At 42.2% G+C, this 21,770-nt stretch carries 20 protein-coding genes; 17 read left to right on the top strand and 3 right to left on the bottom strand.

Going from position 1 to position 21,770, the window contains the following annotated elements; all coding sequences use genetic code 11:
- Nucleotides 1-6 precede the first annotated feature (6 nt).
- The 11 genes from ACFSRY_RS05020 (at nucleotide 7) to porN (ending at nucleotide 11,115) form a co-directional block, all read left to right on the top strand.
- On the top strand, nucleotides 7-1,002 hold the full coding sequence (locus ACFSRY_RS05020; RefSeq protein WP_377503675.1) for a bifunctional phosphoglucose/phosphomannose isomerase: 996 nt from the start codon (nucleotides 7-9) through the stop codon (nucleotides 1,000-1,002).
- An 8-nt stretch (nucleotides 1,003-1,010) separates the two neighbouring features.
- Nucleotides 1,011-1,745: a lipoyl(octanoyl) transferase LipB gene (gene lipB, locus ACFSRY_RS05015; protein WP_377503674.1), complete on the top strand. Its 735-nt coding sequence runs from the start codon at nucleotides 1,011-1,013 to the stop codon at nucleotides 1,743-1,745.
- A complete protein-coding gene (locus ACFSRY_RS05010) occupies nucleotides 1,729-2,133 on the top strand; it encodes a hypothetical protein (RefSeq protein ID WP_377503673.1) in 405 nt (134 codons plus the stop codon). The genes lipB and ACFSRY_RS05010 overlap by 17 nt, the downstream gene beginning before the upstream one ends.
- Nucleotides 2,134-2,253: 120 nt before the next feature.
- The gene (locus ACFSRY_RS05005) at nucleotides 2,254-3,303 is read left to right on the top strand and encodes an MraY family glycosyltransferase (RefSeq protein ID WP_377503672.1); all 1,050 of its coding nucleotides are present in this window, start codon (nucleotides 2,254-2,256) and stop codon (nucleotides 3,301-3,303) included.
- On the top strand, nucleotides 3,260-4,459 hold the full coding sequence (locus ACFSRY_RS05000; RefSeq protein WP_377503671.1) for a DUF4271 domain-containing protein: 1,200 nt from the start codon (nucleotides 3,260-3,262) through the stop codon (nucleotides 4,457-4,459). The genes ACFSRY_RS05005 and ACFSRY_RS05000 overlap by 44 nt, the downstream gene beginning before the upstream one ends.
- 58 nt (nucleotides 4,460-4,517) lie before the next feature.
- The gene (locus ACFSRY_RS04995) at nucleotides 4,518-5,321 is read left to right on the top strand and encodes a uroporphyrinogen-III synthase (RefSeq protein WP_377503670.1); all 804 of its coding nucleotides are present in this window, start codon (nucleotides 4,518-4,520) and stop codon (nucleotides 5,319-5,321) included.
- 161 nt (nucleotides 5,322-5,482) lie between these two features.
- The gene (locus ACFSRY_RS04990; protein ID WP_377503669.1) at nucleotides 5,483-6,442 is read left to right on the top strand and encodes a PorP/SprF family type IX secretion system membrane protein; all 960 of its coding nucleotides are present in this window, start codon (nucleotides 5,483-5,485) and stop codon (nucleotides 6,440-6,442) included.
- A 230-nt stretch (nucleotides 6,443-6,672) separates the two neighbouring features.
- Nucleotides 6,673-7,692: a T9SS ring complex lipoprotein PorK/GldK gene (gene porK / locus ACFSRY_RS04985; RefSeq protein ID WP_377503668.1), complete on the top strand. Its 1,020-nt coding sequence runs from the start codon at nucleotides 6,673-6,675 to the stop codon at nucleotides 7,690-7,692.
- Nucleotides 7,693-7,779: 87 nt separating this feature from the next.
- Entirely contained in the window at nucleotides 7,780-8,583 is an 804-nt protein-coding gene (gene porL / locus ACFSRY_RS04980) for a type IX secretion system motor protein PorL/GldL (RefSeq protein ID WP_377503667.1), read from the top strand.
- 53 nt (nucleotides 8,584-8,636) lie between these two features.
- Entirely contained in the window at nucleotides 8,637-10,229 is a 1,593-nt protein-coding gene (porM, locus tag ACFSRY_RS04975) for a type IX secretion system motor protein PorM/GldM (protein WP_377503666.1), read from the top strand.
- Between the two features lie 19 nt (nucleotides 10,230-10,248).
- Nucleotides 10,249-11,115 carry a type IX secretion system ring subunit PorN/GldN gene (gene porN / locus ACFSRY_RS04970; RefSeq protein WP_377503665.1) on the top strand — a complete coding sequence of 289 codons (867 nt, stop codon included), beginning with the start codon at nucleotides 10,249-10,251 and terminating at the stop codon, nucleotides 11,113-11,115.
- A gap of 88 nt (nucleotides 11,116-11,203) precedes the next feature.
- Here the strand turns inward: porN and uvrC are convergent, their stop codons facing one another.
- Genes uvrC through porW form a run of 3 tightly spaced genes read right to left on the bottom strand, consistent with a single transcriptional unit; the run spans nucleotide 11,204 to nucleotide 18,228 of the window.
- Nucleotides 11,204-13,015 (bottom strand): excinuclease ABC subunit UvrC, encoded by a 1,812-nt coding sequence (uvrC, locus tag ACFSRY_RS04965; protein ID WP_377503664.1) that lies wholly within the window; start codon nucleotides 13,013-13,015, stop codon nucleotides 11,204-11,206.
- A gap of 12 nt (nucleotides 13,016-13,027) precedes the next feature.
- Entirely contained in the window at nucleotides 13,028-15,343 is a 2,316-nt protein-coding gene (locus ACFSRY_RS04960; RefSeq protein WP_377503663.1) for a penicillin-binding protein 1A, read from the bottom strand.
- Nucleotides 15,344-15,345: 2 nt separating this feature from the next.
- A complete protein-coding gene (gene porW / locus ACFSRY_RS04955; RefSeq protein WP_377503662.1) occupies nucleotides 15,346-18,228 on the bottom strand; it encodes a type IX secretion system periplasmic lipoprotein PorW/SprE in 2,883 nt (960 codons plus the stop codon).
- A gap of 306 nt (nucleotides 18,229-18,534) precedes the next feature.
- On the opposite strand from porW, the gene ACFSRY_RS04950 reads away from it, so the two are divergent.
- The 6 genes from ACFSRY_RS04950 (at nucleotide 18,535) to atpH (ending at nucleotide 21,769) form a co-directional block, all read left to right on the top strand.
- A complete protein-coding gene (locus tag ACFSRY_RS04950; protein ID WP_377503661.1) occupies nucleotides 18,535-18,774 on the top strand; it encodes an AtpZ/AtpI family protein in 240 nt (79 codons plus the stop codon).
- Nucleotides 18,775-18,778: 4 nt separating this feature from the next.
- Nucleotides 18,779-19,162, top strand: a complete 384-nt coding sequence (locus ACFSRY_RS04945) for a hypothetical protein (RefSeq protein ID WP_377503660.1) — start codon at nucleotides 18,779-18,781, stop codon at nucleotides 19,160-19,162.
- Between the two features lie 44 nt (nucleotides 19,163-19,206).
- Nucleotides 19,207-20,235: a F0F1 ATP synthase subunit A gene (gene atpB, locus ACFSRY_RS04940; RefSeq protein WP_377503659.1), complete on the top strand. Its 1,029-nt coding sequence runs from the start codon at nucleotides 19,207-19,209 to the stop codon at nucleotides 20,233-20,235.
- Between the two features lie 38 nt (nucleotides 20,236-20,273).
- Nucleotides 20,274-20,531 carry an ATP synthase F0 subunit C gene (gene atpE / locus ACFSRY_RS04935; RefSeq protein WP_377503658.1) on the top strand — a complete coding sequence of 86 codons (258 nt, stop codon included), beginning with the start codon at nucleotides 20,274-20,276 and terminating at the stop codon, nucleotides 20,529-20,531.
- Between the two features lie 134 nt (nucleotides 20,532-20,665).
- A complete protein-coding gene (locus tag ACFSRY_RS04930; RefSeq protein ID WP_377503657.1) occupies nucleotides 20,666-21,160 on the top strand; it encodes a F0F1 ATP synthase subunit B in 495 nt (164 codons plus the stop codon).
- 51 nt (nucleotides 21,161-21,211) lie between these two features.
- Nucleotides 21,212-21,769 (top strand): ATP synthase F1 subunit delta, encoded by a 558-nt coding sequence (atpH, locus tag ACFSRY_RS04925; RefSeq protein WP_377503656.1) that lies wholly within the window; start codon nucleotides 21,212-21,214, stop codon nucleotides 21,767-21,769.
- Nucleotide 21,770: the final 1 nt, after the last annotated feature.

Below are 21,770 nucleotides of genomic sequence, written 5' to 3'. Positions count from 1 at the left end.
GAGACTATGAAACAACTCATAGAAGGTTTTGTGCAGCAACTGCGGCGTGCGGTTGAGTTAGGTAAGAGCTCCACTCTTACATTTCCGGCAGTAAAGTACAAGAATGTTGTAATCGCAGGAATGGGGGCCTCTGGTGTTGCCGCAAACCTGGTGCAGACTTATGTGGCAGATAAAATCCGTGTACCTGTGCTTGTCAGGAAAAATTATGTATCCCCTGCGTTCGTTGATTCTGAGACACTTTACATTGCAGCTTCCTTCTCGGGAAACACCGAAGAAGTTATAGCAGGATTAAAAGCAGCTATCGACAGTAAAGCCACTGTTTGTTTTATAACCTCTGGTGGTGAATTATTGCATATTGCGCATCAAAATGAACTGCCACTCATTCTCTTGCCTGCTTCCTCTGAGTTGTCTCGAGCCCACTTCATGTACAGTTTCGTGCAAATGCTGTACATGCTATATTACGCAGGCCTGCTTCGTGATGATTTTAAGGTAGAGCTGGAGCAAAGTATCAGTCTGCTTGAGGAGCAGGCAGGAAGTATTAAAGTACAGGCCAGTGCGCTGGCAAGTGCCTTAGCAGGTAAACTTCCGGCTATTTATGCTGGAAACCTGTTTGAGCCGGTTGCGCTTCGGTTACAGCAGCAAATCAATACGAACTCAAAACAGCTGTGTCATGTTAATGTATTTCCGGAGATGAGCCATAATGAGATCGAAGGATTTCAGCACCCGGAGCAACTTTTAAAGCACCTGGTCATCCTGCTGATCAAATCTGATTATGATCATCCTCGTGTACATTTAGGCATGGACTTTTGTAAAAAGGTTTTTGCTCAAAAGGTGGAGAACGTGCTTGAAATAAAGGCGTTAGGTGCTACCTTTCTGGAGCAGGTGTTTTACCTTGTGCATATGTTTGACTGGATTTCAGTGTATCTTGCTGAGTTGAACGATGTGGACACAAATGCCACAGATAATATAGATTACCTTAGAAATAAATTTTCAGAAGAATAAGCTTACACGTGGCGAAAAATAAGAAGATTCAGTTTGAGGATCTCGGGCTAATTGATTATAAACAAGCTTGGGACTACCAGGATAAACTTTTTACAAGTATTCTGGACCTAAAGGTGCAGAACCGCAGAGCAACTGCGGAAGAGCAACATGCTACTCCTAATTACCTTTTGTTTTGCTCGCACCCTCACGTGTACACCCTGGGTAAAAGCGGCCATGAAGAGCACCTGCTGCTAAACGATGAGGGTTTAAAAGCCAAAGGTGCTACTTACTACAAGATAAACCGAGGCGGGGATATCACTTATCATGGGCCCGGACAACTCGTGGGATATCCTATTCTGGATTTAGAAAACTTCTTTACAGATATACATAAATACCTGCGGTACCTGGAGGAAGCGGTAATTCTGACTTTAGCGGAATATGGCGTAGAAGCCGGAAGAATTAATGGATTAACTGGCGTGTGGCTTGACTACAAGGAGCAGATCAACCCTAGAAAAATCTGCGCAATGGGAGTAAAGTGCAGCCGCTGGGTTACGATGCATGGCTTTGCTTTCAACATCAATCCAGACCTGGACTACTTTAATAACATAGTGCCTTGTGGCATATCTGATAAGCAAGTAACTTCACTTGCGAAAGAGCTGGGCAGAGAAGTGGCAATTGAAGAAGTAGAACAAAAGCTTAAAAAGCAAATTGCGTCCTTATTTGAAGGAGAAATAATAGAAGCGGCAAATGAAGAAAGATATTGATTTTGGGACAGTAGAAGGTATTTCTTTGGCCATTGCTACAAAAGAGAATGAGTTAGGAGAGCCTGTTTGGAATGTGTACCTTCTTAATAAGAACCCTCACCCCCTCGAAAATGTGTTAGTTACCTCTAAGGGCTATGGGGTAATGGAGGGGAATGAAGTGAAGACATCTGTGCTACGGCATATGTTTGAGCGAGTAGAGGCAAAGAGCTTTGTAAAGATTGAGCCAATAGATCCGGCTATATTTCACATCAATAATGAATATTGGGTAAGTTATTATATAGAAAAGCAGATCTTTGATAAGAAGTTTGTGTTTGTGCCTGATTCAATAACTGAGGAGCATCTGATAGAGATTAGCATGCTGCAAATGCAGGGGGTGCTTCATTCTTAGGCAGTTTAATAGCCTGATGTTTAGTTAACGGTGGTTTTCCATTGATAAAAGTAATATATTATGGTGATTTTAATAGTGGCCCTATCTGTTGATTGCCATTGTGCCTATTTGTTTTAGCCTATGGAACAAACCATTCTACCCCTAATACTTGCATCTTTTTGGGCATTTCTGATTGCTATATTTGCTGTTCCCTCCATTATCAGAGTGGCACACATCAAAAATATATTTGATCAGCCGAACCTCCGCACCGTTCACGAGGGACTAACACCAAGGCTGGGTGGTGGGGCTATGTTTGCAGGGTTTATGTCAGCGCTCACCATATTTACGGATCTGAATAATGGTGTGCAGCAGCTTTTGGCCGCTTGCGTGCTGCTTTTTTTTATAGGCCTTAAAGATGATCTGATTAATATCTCTGCCTTAAAAAAGTTTTCGATGCAACTGCTTGCCACAGGTGTTGTTATGTTCATGGCTGATATAAGAATTACCAGCTTTCAGGGTATATTTGGCATAGGTGAGCTGGAAGTGGGCATGAGTTATGTCTTTACTTTCCTGGTGATAATAGGCATAACGAATTCTATTAATCTTATAGATGGTTTAGATGGTCTGGCAGGCTCATTGGTCTTGGTAGCGGCTTGTACATTTGGTATTTACTTTTACTTATATGGAGGTGCTGCCTATGGTAACTATGCTGCTGTAGCATTTTGCCTTGTAGGTGGAGTTGCAGGCTTTTTACGGTACAACTTTCATCGCGCCACTATATTTATGGGAGATACAGGCTCCCTTCTCTGTGGGTTTATCTTATCTGTTCTTGCAATTCAGTTTATAGAGATGCGAAGCGTTGCTGCTGCTCCCTCTGTTGCTATAGGAATTCTTTTTGTCCCCCTTTTCGATACCATACGTGTTCTGCTGATCCGAATATTAAAGGGCAAGTCTCCTTTTCTGCCAGATAAGAAGCATATTCATCATAGGTTGCTTGATATGGGGCTGACGCAAATAGGTACTGTTATCACATTGATGGCTTCCAATATGCTGATTGTTCTTTTTGTGGTAATGTTCCAGGATTGGGGTAACGGTAATTTGTTGTTGTTTTTGCTAGGCTTATCAGTGGCGCTAAGTGTTTTTTTAGGTGTTTACAAATTTCGTGGTGCTCAGAGTGTATCAAAAATATAGATCTGTTTTTCCCTTTTTCCTTTTCGTTTTTCTGTTTATTGGTGTGCTGGTGCAGGTAAATGCGCAGGTAGTGCTCCCTCTTGACCAGAAGAACAGTTTAACTGGTGATTGGTTGGTGTACCAGGAGAAGTCAAACCAGCTGGTGCCCTACGTAGCCAGTGCACATACTGATGTGAATGCATTGCATCAGTGGCTGTCCATAATGCCTTCACAATCCTTCTCCATTGGCTTCACTGCTCCAAAAGATCTTTGTTTGTTTCTGAACAACCGGCTGGTCTTTAAAGCTGATTCAACCGCGACTTACAAAGTGGATGTTTCAAGCTTAAGTGATGAAGTAAAACCCATAAAGGGGAAATACCTGTTAACTGTTTGGCATCCTTCGCAGCAGCCTAATGTGAAAGGCTTTTACAATGAAATAAAAAGTATCCGTAAAGGTGTTGCGGCTGATCAGAGGCCGCTCTCCATAAGGGTAAGAGAGTATGTAAATCAGAACGCTTTTATATTGTTTCTGCTGTTGCTGGGGCTAATATATGGTTGGCTAAAAGTTAATTACCCTACAGATTTCAACAGACTTTTTAATGCCAGCTTTTTTAGTCGCACTAATAGGATAGACGAGGGAGTACTTGCTAAGCCTATCGGCTCCTTGTCAAGTATCTTATTTGTTTTTGCTTTTTCGCTTTCATTAGCGCTGCTTATAGCGGCAATACATACTAATGTACAGCATATAATGCTATTTAACCGTCTCTTTCCTGTTTCAGAGGCCGATGTTACTACCCGCATTGGAGTATATACCTTCTGCATTTTTGGGTTTATCCTGCTAAAGTACCTTTTCCTGAAAGTGATGGCCTTTATATTCGGTCTGGAGGATGTTGTGCAGCTACAGTATGCAGAGTTTATAAAAACTATACTTTTTCTTGGCATCTTTCTGCCATTTGTAATGCTGTTGTACCTGCCTATGAATGCATCGGTGCCTGAAGTAGTTTTAACTGTTTCTAATGTGTTGGTTTCGTTATTGCTGATTATCACTATACTTAAGGTGTTTGTAACAGTAAATAAAAAAGCTCCTGTACTAAATTTGCATTTATTTTCATACCTTTGCGCCACAGAAGTAATTCCGCTTGCGATAGCCCTCAAATTGATAGTTTTTAACTTTTAAAAACACAATTAAAAGAAGCTGAAGCAACGGGTGAAAATTTATAATCGCATTATTTTATATGGCTGAGAGTAAAGCAAAGGGAAGTGCAAACCCTGAAAGACACAAATTGCCTATCAAAAGTATTCTGGTTACACAGCCACAGCCTACAACTGATAACTCTCCCTACTTGTCTATTGCAGAGAAGTATGACATCAAAGTAGACTTCAGGGCCTTTATTGAAGTAGAGCCAGTTCCCTTTAAGGAGTTTCGTAAGGATAAAGTTGATATCCTGTCTCATACTGCGGTTATTTTCACTAGCCGAAATGCGGTGGATCATTTCTTCAGGATTTGCCAGGAGAGCAAAATAGAAATGCCTGCTGATATGAAATATTTCTGTATTTCAGATCAGACGGCGTATTACCTGCAGAAATATATAACGCTTCGTAAGCGTAAGCTTTTTGTAGGTGAGAAAACAGCAAAAGATCTTTTTGAGGTTATCAAGAAGCACAAGAATGAGAAGTTCTTATTTCCGTGCTCCAATATTCGCAAAGATGATATTCCTGAATTTCTTCAGGCAAACAAGATAAAGCATTCGGAAGCTATAATTTACAAAACGGTTGCTGCTGACCTGTCTGATTTAGATGATGTGACTTATGATTGTATTGCTTTCTTTAGTCCCTCAGGTATAAGCTCGTTGTTTATCAACTTCCCGGATTTCAAGCAGAACAATACACGAATAGCTGCTTTCGGGCCAACTACGGCAAAAGCAGTTCGTGATGCAGGTCTGGAACTAGATGTAGAAGCGCCCCTTCCAAATGCACCTTCCATGACCGGAGCTATAGAGGTTTATATACAGAATCAGAAATTAGAAGCAAAAAAATAAGCGTATAACGCAACTTTTATTCCTTTTTTGCATACATTAAAGCGCAAAAGCTAGTATTATCCTTTTGATACTAGCTTTTGCGCTTTAATGTAAAACAGCTATATTTGGTAAAGCACTGGCCTTTGTCCTTTTATACTTAATCTTGCCTTCTTCCAAAACCTATGAGAAAGCTTCTACCTATTCTGGTGCTGATGCTCTTCTGTCAGTCCTTTAGTTGGGCACAGCAACAACCCCAATTCACCCATTATGGATTTAATGGTATGTATATAAGTCCTGCCTATGCCGGAATTACAAACAGGCCGGAGTTGCTTTCAATTTATAGATATCAGTGGTTGGGGTATGATGCTACTTTTGATGATGGTGGATCACCACGAACATTACTTCTGACAGCACACACACCTGTGAGGCTATTACATGGAGGAGTGGGTATAAACCTGATGCGTGATAAGATAGGAAATACAACTTTTTTAACAGCAGCCTTGTCTTATTCCTTTCATGTAAAAATTGGAGAAAATAAGTTAGGGTTAGGAGTACAGGGAAATATAAATAACATCAAAAAGGGCCGGTACAGGGCAAATGATGCGGGTGATCCGAGTGTTCCATATAACAGTTCTGATACAAAATATGATTTAGGCGCTGGTTTGTGGTATGAATCTGAAACTTTTTATGCGGGAGGCGGGGTAACAAATTTACTTAAATCAGAGTATGAGTTTGCAGATTCTGCGGGAACCGGAAGTGGAAGGCTTCTGGGAGAAAACCATATTTACGTAACAGCCGGTTATCACTTCCCTCTAACAAGAGACTTAGTGGCAACGCCTACAGTGCTACTAAAACATGATACTGAAACAATTTCTTTTGATGCTGGTGCCCGTTTTACCTACTTGGAAAAATATTGGGCCGGAGTGAATTATCGTTATGAAGAAGCTGTTAGTGCGCTAGTGGGAGTGGCTCTGTTACAGGACAATGCATTACGGGTGGGATATGCTTTAGATCTTACTACGTTCAACCCAGATGCGAAAGCACTTACTTCACATGAGGTAATGTTAAGCTATAGGTTGCCTGAGCCTGTGGTAAGGTTCCGCCCGCCAGTAAGAACGCCTAGGTATAACTTCACAAAATAAACGTTATCCAAAAAAGTGACTTTCTGAAATAAACTTGCCTGTCTTAGGAAAGTACACAAAAAAAATATGAATTATTAGGATAATAAACAGGGTGTTATCCCGTTGAAAAATAATAAACAGGAAGTAGATCGAATACTTTTTTATTTGGTTGGGAATCTTATATATTTGCTACACTCGTAATAGTGTGTTAAAAGAAATATTACTAGAAAATTTACTTTTTACTACTCATCATGAACAAACTAATTAAGCTGTCTTCCTTCGCTCTGGCGATAGTAATGCTGGCAAGCTGTGGATTGAGGAGGGGGCCGCAAGGAGATCTTGTGGGTGCTGAAGACCGTCCAGAATACAATTCACAGGAAGTGCCTTATGGCATGGTACCATGTCCGGGAGGTACGTTCCATATGGGACAGGCAGACCAAGACATAGCAGCCTCTATGGCAAACTTGAATAAGCAAGTGACAATCAGTGGCTTCTATATGGATGAAACTGAAATCACCAACAATGAATACCGCCAGTTTATCGATGTGATGAAGGAGGATTCCATTGATGTGCTTGGAGAAGAGTATGTAATGTCTGAGTTATATCCCGATACAACTGTTTGGGTAAAAGACTTTGCTTACCACATGGGCGATCCGCTGATGGAATATTATTTTACCCACCCGGCGTTCGATGATTATCCGGTAGTGGGTGTTGACTGGTTTGCTGCAAAATACTTCAGCGAATGGCGTACAAAGCTAAAAAACCAGGCGCGTACAGAGAATGGACAGGCACCAATGCCTGAGTTCCGTTTACCATCAGAAGCTGAATGGGAGTATGCTGCAAGAGGCGGAAGAGATATGTCTGTTTTCCCGTGGGGTGGCCCGTACTTGAGAAATGCAAAAGGATGTCTTCTTGCTAACTTTAAGCCAGGCCGTGGTGACTACTATAGCGATGGATTCTCTTATACTGCTCCGGTAGCCCAGTACTTCCCTAATGATTTTGGTCTTTATGATATGGCCGGTAACGTTGCAGAGTGGTGTGAAGACGCCTATTATGATGCGGCAGTTCCAGTTGTTTGGGACCTTAACCCGGTTTACAATGATGACAATGAGCCGCGTAAAGTGATCAGAGGTGGTTCTTGGAAAGACATAGCTTATTTCTTGGAGACAGGTACCCGTAATTTCGAATTCCAGGATTCAGCCAGATCATTTGTTGGCTTCCGTAATGCTATGGTATACTTAGGTAGATCTTCAGGCAGAGAGTTCAGATAGGAATATTACTCTTAAATAATAACAGTAGTTAATAACACTAATCCCAAACCCAATTACCAATCGTTCACAACTTAATCAGAAAACAAAATGAGTAAAGCAAAAGGCCGCAGTTTCTTATATGACGTATTGATGCCTAAAATCTATGGCATTGGTGCTGCAGTAGTAATTATTGGTGCATTGTTTAAAATCCAGCACTGGGAAGGTGCTGACACAATGCTGATCATTGGTCTAAGTACAGAGGCTGTCATCTTCTTCCTTAGTGCGTTCCAGCCACAGCCGCATGATCCGGATTGGGCGAGAGTGTATCCACAATTAGCTGATGATTATTCAGGAGAGGCACTTATGCCTGCAACTGCTACAGCTGGTGGAGGGGCATCTCTTACAAGAAAGCTGGATGACATGATGCGTGATGCTGATATCACTCCTGATACAATTAACAACTTAGGTTTAGGCCTTAACAGGTTGAGCGACACAGCTGCCCAAATGGCTGATTTAAGCCAGGCAACAACTGCTACTAATGATTATACAGTACGTGTAAGAGCAGCCGCTGATCAGTTGGATAACATGAACAAAGCTTATGCAACTACTGCCGAGGCGCTTTCTCACATGGCTGGATCAACAGTGGATGCACAGGAGTACCATGGTCAGATTCAGAACATGACAAGAAACTTAGGTGCTCTTAATGCTGTTTACGAAATGGAACTTCAGGATGCTAACAATCACCTGAAAGCAATGAACAAGTTCTATGGTAACCTGAGCATGGCAATGGAAAATTTAACGGATGCCAGCAAAGATACCGCACAGTTTAAAGATGAAGTATCTCGCTTAACACAGAACCTACACTCACTAAACACAGTGTATGGCAACATGTTAACCGCTATGCGAGGTTAATCTTTGAGTTCATTTCCATATCAACAAGAAAACAACAGTTAATATAGTATAAAATGGCTGGAGGAAAAGAGACACCACGGCAGAAGATGATCGGTATGATGTACCTCGTACTGACTGCCCTTCTTGCCCTACAAGTGAGCTCGGCTATCCTGTTAAAGTTTCAGTTCTTGGACGAAAGTTTGAAGACTGTGAATGATAAAACAGTAACGGATAATGCCGGGGTCGTATCAAATATTCAAACTGCCGTTGCAGAGAACAAAGCTCCATCGGCAAATGACAAGCGTGTACTGGCAAATGCACAGAAAGTACGCCAGGAAACATCAGAAGTGATTTCCTACATTCGTGGCTTAAGGGAGATGCTGATTGAGAAGACTGGCGGCACTAACGAAGAAGGTAACTATGCAAATCCCAGCGCTGAAGACATTGTAGCAATCAATATGATTGGTGCTGCAAACAAGAACAACGGTGCTGCATATGAACTGGAGGACAAGCTTAACCAGTATGCAAAGTTCATGAAGGACTACAATCCTGACATGCCTGCGAAACTAGCATTAAGCGGTAAAGAAGACCCGGTGGCAAGTGAAGATAAGGCGCAAAGAAATAAAGACTTTGCTCAGCTGAATTTTGAAGCTACACCATTAGTGGCTGCTTTGGCAGTGCTTTCTCAGAAAGAAAGTGAAGTGCTGAAGTATGAAGCAGATGCTTTACAGAAGCTTGCGCAGCAGGTAGGTGCAGATATCATCAAATTCGAGAAGATATTTGCCATGGCCCGTGCAGAGTCTAAGACTGTAGCTGCTGGTACAAAGTACAAGGCTGATATGTTCATTGCCGCTTCTTCTGAAAACATTGTTCCTAAAATGTCATTCCAGGGTAAGCAAGTAAAGGTTGTGAATGGAGTAGGTCAGGTTGAGTTTGTGGCTTCGGCTTCAAATTATGATGCTGACGGAAATTCAAAGCAAACCTGGAAAGGACAGGTAACTATCAACCAGAATGGTCGTGATACTACTTTCACAGTAACAGAAGAATATGTTGTCGCGAAGCCTGTTATCCAGGTTCAGTCAGCTTCTGTACAAGCATTGTATTTCCAGGCTGCTAATGAGTTAAATATACAGGTGCCTGCTTTAGGTGCGGTTTATGATCCAAGCTTCTCTGCCAGTGGTGGCTCTGCTATCAAAGGTGCTAAGAAAGGTGAGGTGACAATAATACCTAATGCAACACAGGTAACAATCAACGTAAGTAGCGGTGGAAACTCTATAGGATCTGAAACATTCAAAGTTCGTCCGATTCCAAAGCCAGAACTAGTAGCTCTGGTGAATGGAAAACCGTTAGACTTCAAGCGTGGAGTTCCGGCAGCATCTTTAAGAGGAGTAGAAATACAGGCAATACCGGATGAAGGTTTCAAACAATTATTACCTAACGAAGCGCGTTATAGAGTAACAAAGTGGAGAGCGTATCTTGTTAGAAACAATCAACTTGTAGATCAGCAGGAAATCAACGGCCCATCTGGAAACTTATCTAGCTTTGCTGCTAAAGCAAACAAAGGAGACAGAGTTGTGATGGAAGTGTTAGATGTAAAGCGTCTGAACTATAAAGGTACAGCAGTTGATGTGAACATAGAAGATAACTTCACGTTACCGTTGAATTAATCTGAAGCTTACAAGAAGTATGAAATTAATTAAAATTATAGGAGTAGCAGCAGGCTTGATGTTATCTGCAGGTGCAATGGCACAGCAGGTTCCAACGACAGCTGAAGCAACAAATCCATCAGCAAGACCTATTCCAGAGCACGATGTATTGTTCAAAAAAACAGTATGGCGTAAGATAGATCTGCGTGAAAAGCAGAATAAGCCGATGTTCTCTGAGAACCGTGAGATTACCAAAATAATAATAAATGCGGTAAAGAGCGGAGAGTTAACGGCTTATAAAACAGATTCTGTTAATACACCTTTGACTCGTGAGGAATTCATTGAAAACATGACTCCAAAAGAGAAGGGAAGCGGTCTAAGTGATGCAGAGATTGCTGCCGGTTTCGGCGAGCAGGAAGAGGAGGAGGAAGCTGATGCTTGGGGAGCCGCGCTTGGAGAAGAAGCGGTTCAGGAAACAGGTCCTGTAAGTAATGAGTACTTCCCAAAGCAGTTGTATCTTCTGGAGCTAAAGGAAAATGTGGTGTTTGATAAAAAGCGGTCGCGCATGTATCATGATATACATACCATTAGCATCAAAGTTCCTGCTACTCTAAACCCACTAGGGTTTGAGCAGAATGTAGGCTCTTTCAAAATGAGTGACTTGGTAAAGGTGTTCAGAAATAACCCTGAACTTGCAATATGGTACAATGCACAAAATGATGCGCAGCATAAAAACTTAGCAGATGCTTTTGACTTATGGCTGTTCAGCTCTTATATCACTAAAATTTCTAACCCAGGCGACAGAGGTCTGGCAGATATCTATGGTGGTGGTAAAAAAGGTTTACTTGCTGCACAAGAAGCAATGGAAGCTTTGATAGAGTATGAATACAGCTTGTGGAGTTACTAAGTAGTTACTGTATAAGCATAAAACAGAAGAGGCGACTAATATTAGTCGCCTCTTCTGTTTTATAGTACCTGAAATAATAATAATCGATCTATTGGTTCACCTGGTGTAGATGGTCATATAGGATGACAGCCTTTGCTTTACCAACTTCTGCCTGTAATTCTTCAAGAGATAGGTCCCTGAGCTTTTTTACAGATTTATACTTTAGCAAAAGTGTTTCAGCAGTAGAAGGACCTATGCCCTTGATGTCAGTCAATTCAGTTTTTAAAGTGCCTGCATCACGCTTGCTCCGATGAAAGGTAATAGCAAAACGATGGGCTTCATTGCGCAACCGCTGAATAAGCTTAAGAGACTCAGACTTCTTATCGATGTAGAGGGGAAGGGTATCCCCGGGGTAAAAGATCTCCTCTAAACGTTTAGCTATTCCTATAACAGCTATTTTACCATAAATGTCCAGGTCCTTAAATGCTTTAACAGCCATGCTCAACTGCCCTTTGCCCCCGTCAATGATAATAAGCTGGGGAAGTGGCTGACTTTCATTCAGCAGCCTGCGGTAACGACGTGAAACGATCTCATACATCGATTCATAGTCATTAGGGCCCACCACCGTTTTAATATTATAGTGGCGATAGTCTTTTTTACTCGGTTTACCATTCTTGAAGCAAACCATAGAAGCAACAGGGTTGTCACCCTGGAAATTAGAGTTGTCAAAACATTCAATCTGACGGGGCAATTCAGTGAGGCGCAAATCTTTCTTAAGAGTTTCAAGCACCCTAAGTTCACGCTGCTCACTTAGATCTTTGTTCTTTTCCTGGCGTCCCTCACGCTCTTTTCTCAGGTATAAAGCATTCTTTAACGACAGGTTTATCAACTTACGCTTATCCCCTATCTGTGGCTGTGAAACAGAAATATTATCTAAAGGAAGTGCAAGATCGATGTTTGTTATTACCTCCCGAGAAGTACTTTCGAACTCCTGCCGTAATTGTACAACAACTGATGCAAGAATATCATCATCCTCCTCATCCAACTTCTTCTGTACCTCAAGAGATTGAGTAAGTATGATAGAACCATTCATTACCTTTAGGTAATTAATAAAGGCACAGTTATCATTACTAGTAATAGTAAAAACATCAATATTGGTAAGAGTATTACTTACAACGGTAGACTTTGCCTGAAAGTCATCCAGCAGGTCCAGCTTCTGCTTAAACTGATGGGCTACCTCATATTGATAATCAGCGGCTGCCGCTGCCATTCTCTCTTTGAAGTAGGTTTTCGCGACAGATAAGTTTCCAGATAAGATATTTTTGATCTGTGCAATGTAGTGGTTATAAGAAGCCTCATCTTCAAGAGCTTCGCAAGGACCTTTGCAGTTGCCAATATGATACTCCAGGCAAACCTTAAACTTTCCTGCAGCGATATTCTCAGGTGTTAAGTTGTAGGTGCAGGTTCTCAGAGGGTAAAGGGTTCTGATTAGATCCAGCACAACATGCATCGTAGTGCCACTAGGATAAGGTCCAAAGTAGCGGGAACCGTCATTAAGCTTATTCCTTGTGCTTATAACACGGGGGAAGCGTTCATTAACGACACAAATGTAAGGATAGGTCTTGCCATCCTTTAGCAGGATATTGTACTTAGGCTGATACTGCTTTATAAGATTATTCTCTAGCAGGAAAGCATCAGTTTCTGTATCAACAATGGTGAACTCAATGTCTTTTATCTGAGAAACAAGCTTAAGCGTTTTTTTATTATGCTGAGCAGAGCGGTTGAAATAGGAGCTGACACGCTTTCGTATATCAACCGCTTTGCCAACATAGATGATACCATTATCATCGAAGAACTTATAGATGCCGGGTTTGTGTGGCAAGTGCGAAATCTTCTCTTTCAGCTTCTCGTTTGCTGGCATACATTCATAGCATTAGATCTCTGCGTCTAAGTCAATTTCTGTTGGCATATTTAAAAACTCATCTTGTTGAGTAGAGTCAATTTGAATGCCTTGGTTGTACTTAGCACAGTCTAATTCTACAGATAAAGGCGCTAAAGGTTTAGGAAAAGCATCCCGGGAAACATCAAGTGACTTATCAGCATACACCTTTTGCATAAAAGCACCATAAATAGGCATGGCCAGTTTGTTACCCTGACCTAATGCAATCGTACGGAAGTGAATGGAGCGGTCTTCTCCACCAACCCAGGTGCCGGCTACAAGGTTAGGAGTCAGGCCCATAAACCAAGCATCAGATTGGTTCTGTGTTGTACCTGTCTTAGCGCCAATTTCATTCTTCAATCCATTCCTATGTCGCAAGCCATAGTAAGCAGTACCACCCGGCTCTGCAGCAGCTTTAAGCATGTGCACCATCAGGTAGGCAGTCTCTTCACTTAAGGCTTCTACAGTTTTAGGGGCAAAATCAGCTATAACATTACCATGTTTGTCTTCAATACGGGTGATAAAGTTTGGCTCAACCCAGGTTCCTCCGTTAACGAAAGTGCCATAAGCTCCTACCATATCATAAAGAGAAACATCATTAACTCCTAAAGCCAAAGAGGGATTGGGGTCAAGAGGAGTAGAAATCCCCATACGCTTAGCTGTTTTTACTAAAGTTTCCGGGCCTAGCTTATTCACAAGGAAGGCAGAAACAGAGTTAACAGATTCAGCCAAGGCCTTACGTAAAGTATACTTCTGGCCACTGAACTTATTATCAGAGTTATTCGGGCACCACATATTACCATCTGCTAGCGGTATACATACTTTGGTATCTATTACCTCATAGCACGGATAATAGCCATTCTCGATAGCAGCTGTATACAAGAAAGGTTTAAAGGTAGAACCAGGCTGCCGAGCCCCCTGCTTCACGTGGTCATACTTAAAGTGCTTGTAATTAACTCCTCCTACCCAGGCTTTGATGTGACCTGTCTGAGGCTCCATAGCCATGAAACCAGCCTGTAGGAAGTGCTTATAATACTTCAGCGAATCCATAGGGCTCATTTCTACATCTTTTTCTCCATCCCACGTGAAGATAGTCATGGGGATCTTCTTGTTAAGATAATAGTTGATGGAGTCTTGATTACCATCAAAGCGCTCGTTAAGGCTGCGATACCGTTGGGTACGTTTAATGGAAACCTCTGGGAAATTCTTAATCTCTCTGTTATCCCGGTCAACCCATGGGTTGCGCCCTTTCCAGTGCTCAAAGAAAGCCTTTTGGCGGTCCTTCATGTGCTCTGCAACAGCCTGCTCAGCATATCGTTGCATACGGGAGTCAATGGTGGTATATATTTTAAGGCCATCAGCATAAAGGTCATATCCATTTTCGCGGCACCACTGCAGCAGGAATTTACTGGCTTCGGTACGGAAGTACGGGGCCAGACCAACATTTTGATTTTCTACACGATAATCTAAGTCAATGTCTTTTTCCTTTAGCTTCTGAAACTCTTCCTCAGGCAGAAAACCATACTTTACCATTTGTGATAGCACCACATTACGGCGGTGTTTAGAGTTCTCCGGCTGAAATTTGGGGCTGTAATAGGTTGGGTTCTTGAATAGACCTACCAAAACGGCAGACTCCTCAACAGTTAGATCTTTAACATCTTTATTGAAGAACGTTTTAGCAGCGGACTTAATCCCAAAGGCATTACTACCAAACTCGAAGATGTTAAGATACATGACCATTATCTCCCTCTTGGTGTAAGACTTCTCAAGTTTAACAGACATGATCCACTCTTTAGTCTTGTGGATAAGAGTACGTAAACCAGGCACATTATTCAATAAGCCATTGTTCAGCTCATCTCCACGAGTTCTGAAGAGGTTTTTAGCGACCTGTTGCGTTAATGTACTACCGCCACCTTTTTGCTGACCAGTAAGAATAGCTGCTGCAACGCGGGCCATAGCTTCCGGGTCAACTCCAGAGTGCTCTTCAAAGCGGATATCCTCTGTTGCGACAAGAGCCTGAATCAGATTTTCAGGCAGCTCCTCATAATCAGCCGGAGTACGGTTCTCGCGGAAGTATTTGCCAAGTACTACATTATCTGCCGAGTAAAGCTCAGACGAAAGAGCACTTTTAGGATTCTCGAGGGAGCGCATGTTTGGCAGCTCTCCGAACAGGTTTAGGAAGTTGATACTAACAGCATAGATATAGATTATAAATGCTGCAAAGCCACCCAGGAACAGGATCCAAAGGGCCGAAACTATTTTAGGGTAGATAGTCTTTTCCGGCTTAACGGGTTTTTGACGCGTAGTCATTACTAATAGTTGTTTTTAAAGAAAGTCAGGTATACATCCAGGTCATTCTTCTGCAATAACTTCTGGTAATTAGCAGATGAAATAACAAAGGTAACGAAATCTACGCCTCTTATCCTGCCAATCGGAGATTGAGGCGCTTTTTGTTTTATGTTGAAAGACTGGGCAAGTGCCAGATCATTAAAAGACTGAATAACCAGCATTGATTTATCACCGGAAAAGGCAAGAGAATCAACCGTAAGGTTCTGCTTTTTATAGTAGGTGCTGTTATACTTCTCAAACTTTGGTTTAACATTCTTGAAAGCAGATTCTCCATTCGGGTAAATTAATACAAAGTAATAAGCGGAATCTTCTGCCACTTTATAAGCTAAAGGATCAACAGGGGGAGCAGTTATTTCAGATGCTTTTGCAGAATCTGCTGGTTCTGTCACTCCTTCTTCAGCTTCTGCTATTTGCTGTTTCGGCTTAACTGCTTCTCCTGTTGGCTTAACTTTGTTCTCCTCTGGCAGTGCAGCAGCCTTATCCTTTTGTTCCGGATTCAGCTTTTCAGTGTTTGTAGTTTCTGCTTTAGATACATCAGCGTTAATGGCCTGTTCCGGTGTGGTTACTGTAGCAATTTCTGTGCTAACTTTTTCCTTTGGTGCTAGGATTGGAGTAGTACCTTGTGCTATAGTGGCATGAAGCACGGGTGCATCTTTACGAAGTTGGTTTTTTTGCTCCAGCTCCTGATAGGTACTCAACAGTTGGTTTGCCTGCTGAAGCAAAGGGCTGCCAGGGTATGCTGAAATAAACCGGTCCAGTTTCAGGCGCAGCTCCTCTGGTTTTTCAGTACGCGCAGTTATCATAATGCCCAGAAAAGCTACTTTATCCCGTATATCATTTAAGGGATATTGGCTTATTAAAGAGTTTATAACACCCGTTGCTTTTGAGAACTCCTGTGCTTCATAATAAGAATAAGCAGAGTCATACAACTCATGAGCCCTTAGGTTGTCAGCTGCATTCTTAGATAAGAAGTCAGAGTCGTCGAGCAGGCGGGCATAGGTTGTGTTGGGGAACTGCTGCTTAATTTTAGCATAATAAACCTGCTGCTGTGCTTTGTCATCTGCTTTACCATACAATAAGTACAGGCTGTAATAAGCATCGGCGGCATGTTCTGTATGGGGGTAGCGTCTTAACAACTCCTCAAAAGATTGAATAGCTTTGGCTTGATCCTGCAGATTTTGGCTATAGATGTTAGCTAATCTAAAGTAGGCATCCTCCACCATCTTCTCTGACTGTGCCAATGCGACATTAGTTAAGGGAATATCAGTAAGGAAACCTTGAACAAGGGCTTGACTACGTTCTTCAGCACTCATCTGGTTTTCTGGTGCCTCAGCTGGAGCCTGAGCTATTTGAGCCTCATTGCCTGTTTCACCCCGGTTGCGAATGCGCCAGAAATCCTGCAAAGGTCTGTCGCCCCAGCGGCGGGTAAACTCTGCACGGGCAGATGCCATTGCCACAGGGTTATCAAAATACCACACGCCCCCGTTGTTATTGTCTTTTATTGCCTCTCCATTTCTTCTGTTTCTATTGTTCTCCTGGGGTAAATCATTTTGCTGCAACTGCTTAGTAGCTTCCTGCTGCCGTACCTCTTCCTGCTGTTGTGCCAGTTGCTGCAGATAAGCATTTCGCTCAGACTCACTTAAGCGAGCAAGGCGCTGAAGGCTGTCCTGTGTTTGGATAATGCTATACTGGTTGGCGAAGTCTGCAAGGATGTCTCTGCGTTCAACTACAGCCTCATATCCTGGGGCACCCTGTGGAAAGACCTGTGCGGCACTATCATAATAAGCTGCGGCCAGATCATACTTGTTCAGGTTATCAAAGTATATCTCTCCTGCAGAAACATAGCTGTAAGCTTTTTGATTCTGAATAGCTCCTGGGGTACGCAGTGACTTTTCCAGAAGGCTCAGAGCCTTGTCATAATTTTGCTGGCGAAGCTCAAACTGCGCCATTTCATAATAGATTTTATCACGGTACTCCGTGTTTTTGTCATCCTTCAGGAGCTTCTCATAATAGCCTGCAATACGTTCTTTGTCCCGCTTATCAGCTAATTCCGACACCTGCCCCAGGTTAAGCCTGCTGAAGAAGCCAAGATCATAGGGAGGGTTTTTGCGTAATATCTTGCTATACTGCCGGTAAGCTTCTTTGTTCTGGCCGGTAAGTTGATAAAGCTGTGCCAGCATAAAACGAGCTCTCGACTGGTCATCCTTCTCTTTAAAGTTTGGTAGTGACAGATCTAAGTTTGAAATAACGGCAGTAGTATCCTGTAACAAGGAGTAATAGTGGGCGCGGGCCAGGTACAGTTCACGGGCATTGTCGCGGTTGAGACGCTCTTTACGAAGAAGCTCTGATACCTGAAGGGCATTATCCATCTCCCCCATTTTTATGAAGGTGCGCATGAGCCAAACCAGGGCCTCGTGCCTGTCATCAGAATTTTTACTTGTAGAGTTAACATACTTAAACGTACGCGCAGCCTCTGCAAACTTCATTTGGTAGTAATTAGCCTTACCAACTAAAATATAGCTATTGTCAACCCACTTGCTGTTCTTGTGGTACTGAATGGGGTACGATGCTTTCTTAAGAACATCCTCCAGATCTGCAGTAAATGCTTTAGAAGCTGAAGAATCAAGGGTTGGGTAAACAGGCAGCACCTGGTTGTAATCATACTGCATCTGAGCTTGCAGGCCCGCTTCAACAACAGACATCTTCTCTTTAGCCAGAAAATAGCCGTTATAGCGAGCGGTGGTGTTATGGTAAGTCTTGCTTACAGGATTATTACGCTCTGCTGAGCAGGCAATAAGCAGCAGACCTGAAATAAAAAACAGTAAGTGCAGGAGTTTATTATTCAAGATAAAAAGTGCAAGGGTTTGAACACTATACAATATTAATATAAACGGCCGTGCCTTCGCTTAAAGTATAAAACAAGAACCAGCAAGAAAGCTGAATACTTAGGTTGCCTTAAAGCAGGGATAAAACCTCATACAAAAATACAATATTCCGCCAATAATTAAGCAAAAGGCAAAACATGAGCCTACCTATGAACTATACAAAAAGCTAATTGGTTTCAGGCGCAGTGCACCTAAAAAGGGATGTATTTAGGCTAGGGGTGCTGCTAACATCGTAAAAAGGAGTACCTTTGTAAACTCCTGAATAACATGGCAGATACACCAGACCAAAAAAAGCCTGAGCAGAAGCGGCAAGACGATGCGAAGCCCTATGTGAAATACTCTGGAATGGCCTTTCAGATGATTGGGGCACTGGTATTGGCTGCCTATGCAGGAATGAAACTGGACGAGTATGTGGCAAATGATAAGCCTTGGTTTACAATTGTACTGCTTTTAGTTGCCGTGATTGCTACTACAGTTTTAACCGTTATTTCTATTACAAAAAAATAATTACGTGAAGTTTTTTCGCAACCTTATTATCCTTACTGTAATTGTTGCACTGCTGATAGGGGCACTGATTCAATTTAACGGATATATCTTGGTGCATCCTCTTATCTGGTATACGCTAGGGTTCTTTGTGTTCATCACCGGTTTTACCTACTATCTTACTAAACTAGGCTATAAAAATGACCCTGAAAACCTCCAGGTGTACTATTTCGCATCTATGGGATTCAGGTTTGTGCTGAGCATCGGAGTTATTGCACTGTATATCTTCTTTTACAAAGAAGGGAGGCTGCAGTTTGTGTTCAACTTCTTTGTGTTATATTTTCTATTTACCGGGTTTGAAATTTATAGTTTGTTGAGTAACTTGCGCCCGCATTTGAAAAAGCAGGACTAAGTATAAGGCAAAGCTTTATAAAATCTGTTTCTAAATCTCTCTTAATGAAGAAGTTATTAGTTTTATTGTTTTCCTTTCTGACGATTACAGCTCATGCTGCAGAATCGGTAGAAGGTGGTGAGTTTAAGCCTGGTGATATGATCACCCATCACATAGCGGATGATTACTCATGGCATTTTGCAGACGGAGCAGTGCTTTATTTGCCAGTAATACTGGTAGATAACGGAGAGGTTGTGTCATTTTCTTCCAGCAACTTCTATAACGAAGACCACGAAGTGGTGCCTTACAGAGGATATGTGATGGAGCATGGGCATATTTACAAAGCCAATGCAGAAGGTGAGCCTGTTGCGGATTATGCTGGTTTGTATGATGTTTCTATCACTAAAAACGTAGCATCTCTTTTTCTTAGTGTTGCCCTGTTGTTCTTTGTGTTTTTCACTGTTGCGGCTTCTTACAAAAAGAACCCTGGCAAAGCTCCTAAGGGCATGCAGTCTTTCTTTGAGCCAATTATCATCTTTATTCGTGATGAGATTGCCAAGGCAAACATAGGTCCGAAGTATGAGCGCTATATGCCGTACCTCTTGACAGTTTTCTTCTTTATCTGGTTTAACAACCTTTTAGGTTTGATGCCGGGTGGTGCTAACTTAACCGGAAACATAGCAGTTACGCTTTTGCTTGCCTTGTTTACCCTATTGATTACTGTATTTAGTGCTAACAAGAACTACTGGGCTCACATTTTTGCAACTCCTGGTGTTCCGAAGTGGTTGGCTCCAATTATGATTCCTGTAGAGTTGATTGGTATCATTACAAAGCCTTTCTCTCTGATGGTGCGTCTTTTTGCAAACATCACAGCGGGTCACATTATCATCCTTTCCCTGTTCAGCTTGATCTTTATATTCCAGAGCCTTGCGGTTGGTCCTTTGAGTGTGGCTTTTGCTACTTTCATGAACTTCCTGGAGTTGTTTGTGGCGCTGTTGCAGGCATATATCTTTACGTTGCTTTCTGCCATGTACTTTGGTGGTGCTGTTGAAGAACATCATCACGACGAGCATGCGCATGCTGAAGCGCATTAATCTGAATTTTTATTTTTTAACTCTATATAACTACTATTATGTTATTAGCAATTTTGCTTCAAGTGGCGACTGATTATGGTTTAGCTATCATGGGTGCCGGTATCGGTGCTGGTTTAGTAGCCTTAGGCGCTGGTTTGGGTATCGGTAGAATCGGTGGCTCTGCTATGGAATCTATCGCTCGTCAGCCTGAGGCTGGTGGTAAAATCCAGACTGCCATGATCATCGCGGCTGCTCTTATCGAAGGTGTTGCACTTTTCGGTGTGGTAGTTTGCTTGTTAATCTCATTCTTAGGCTAATTAAGCCTTTGAAGATCTCACGTCCGGGCGTATGGCCCGGACGATGAGGTCAAAAGTAGTTGAAGTAGTTAAAAAGCCCAGCCAAATAGCGCCGGGATGTTAAATAGAAAAATTATCTCTCAAATTCATTAAAAATGGAATTAGTAACCCCAGGTTTTGGTCTGATTTTCTGGCAGCTGGTAACGTTCTTAATCGTTCTGTACCTGCTTGCTAAGTTTGCCTGGAAGCCAATCATGAAAGCACTTCATGAGCGTGAGGCTTCTATTGAGAGTGCATTGAGTGCTGCCGAAAAGGCAAAACTTGAAATGCAATCTCTGAAAGCGGACAATGAGAAGCTATTGGCAGAAGCACGTTTAGAGCGTGATAAGATTCTGAAGGATGCTTCTGATGCAGGAAATGCTCTAGTCGAGTCTGCAAAGCAGAAAGCTAATGAGGAAGGTGCACGCATGATTGCACAGGCACGTGAGGCAATAGAAAATGAAAAACGCGCTGCTATCACAGAAGTGAAAAATATGGCGGCTGCCTTGTCAATTGAGATTGCGGAGCGCATACTTAAGAGAGAGCTTAGCAATCCGGGTGCTCAGCAGGCGCTTGCAGAGGATTATATCCGCGAAGTAACGCTTAACTAATAGAAAAAAGTCTGGTTTCTGTAAAGAGGCCGCTGAATCATAACAAAGCATATGTCAGAATTAAGAGTTGCTTCAAGATATGCGAAATCGCTGATTGAACTGGCAGAAGAGAGAGGAGAATTGGAACAAGTGTATAAAGACATGCAGTTGTTTTCAAAGACAATTTCTCAGAACAGGGATTTTCAGTTAATGCTCCAGAACCCGATTATTAAGTCGGACAAAAAGCTGGCAATACTGAATAGCGTGTTCAAAGGCAAAGTGCAGGAACTAACTACCGCTTTCTTTGGTATCGTTACCAGAAAGAACCGCGAAGCGGCGCTGGAGTTTATGGCTAAGTCATTTGAGGAGCAGTATTTTGAGATCAAGGGTATACAAAAAGCACACGTTGCTTCTGCGTTCCCACTGTCTCCTGCCTTGCGCGAGCAACTTGGCCTTAAGCTGGCAGCTGAGTCCGGAAAGCAGATTATACTAGAAGAAGTAGTAGATCCTTCATTGATTGGAGGAATGGTTATCCGAGTAGGTGACAAACAAATAGATAGCTCTGTGAAGCATAACCTTCGCAAGCTTAGAAATGAATTTAAAGAAAACCCATATATCAATAAACTATAAT

Origin of the sequence: Pontibacter locisalis, assembly GCF_042684605.1 — a bacterium.
Classification (GTDB): Bacteria; Bacteroidota; Bacteroidia; order Cytophagales; family Hymenobacteraceae; genus Pontibacter; species Pontibacter locisalis.
This window is presented reverse-complemented; position numbering and strand designations above follow the sequence as displayed.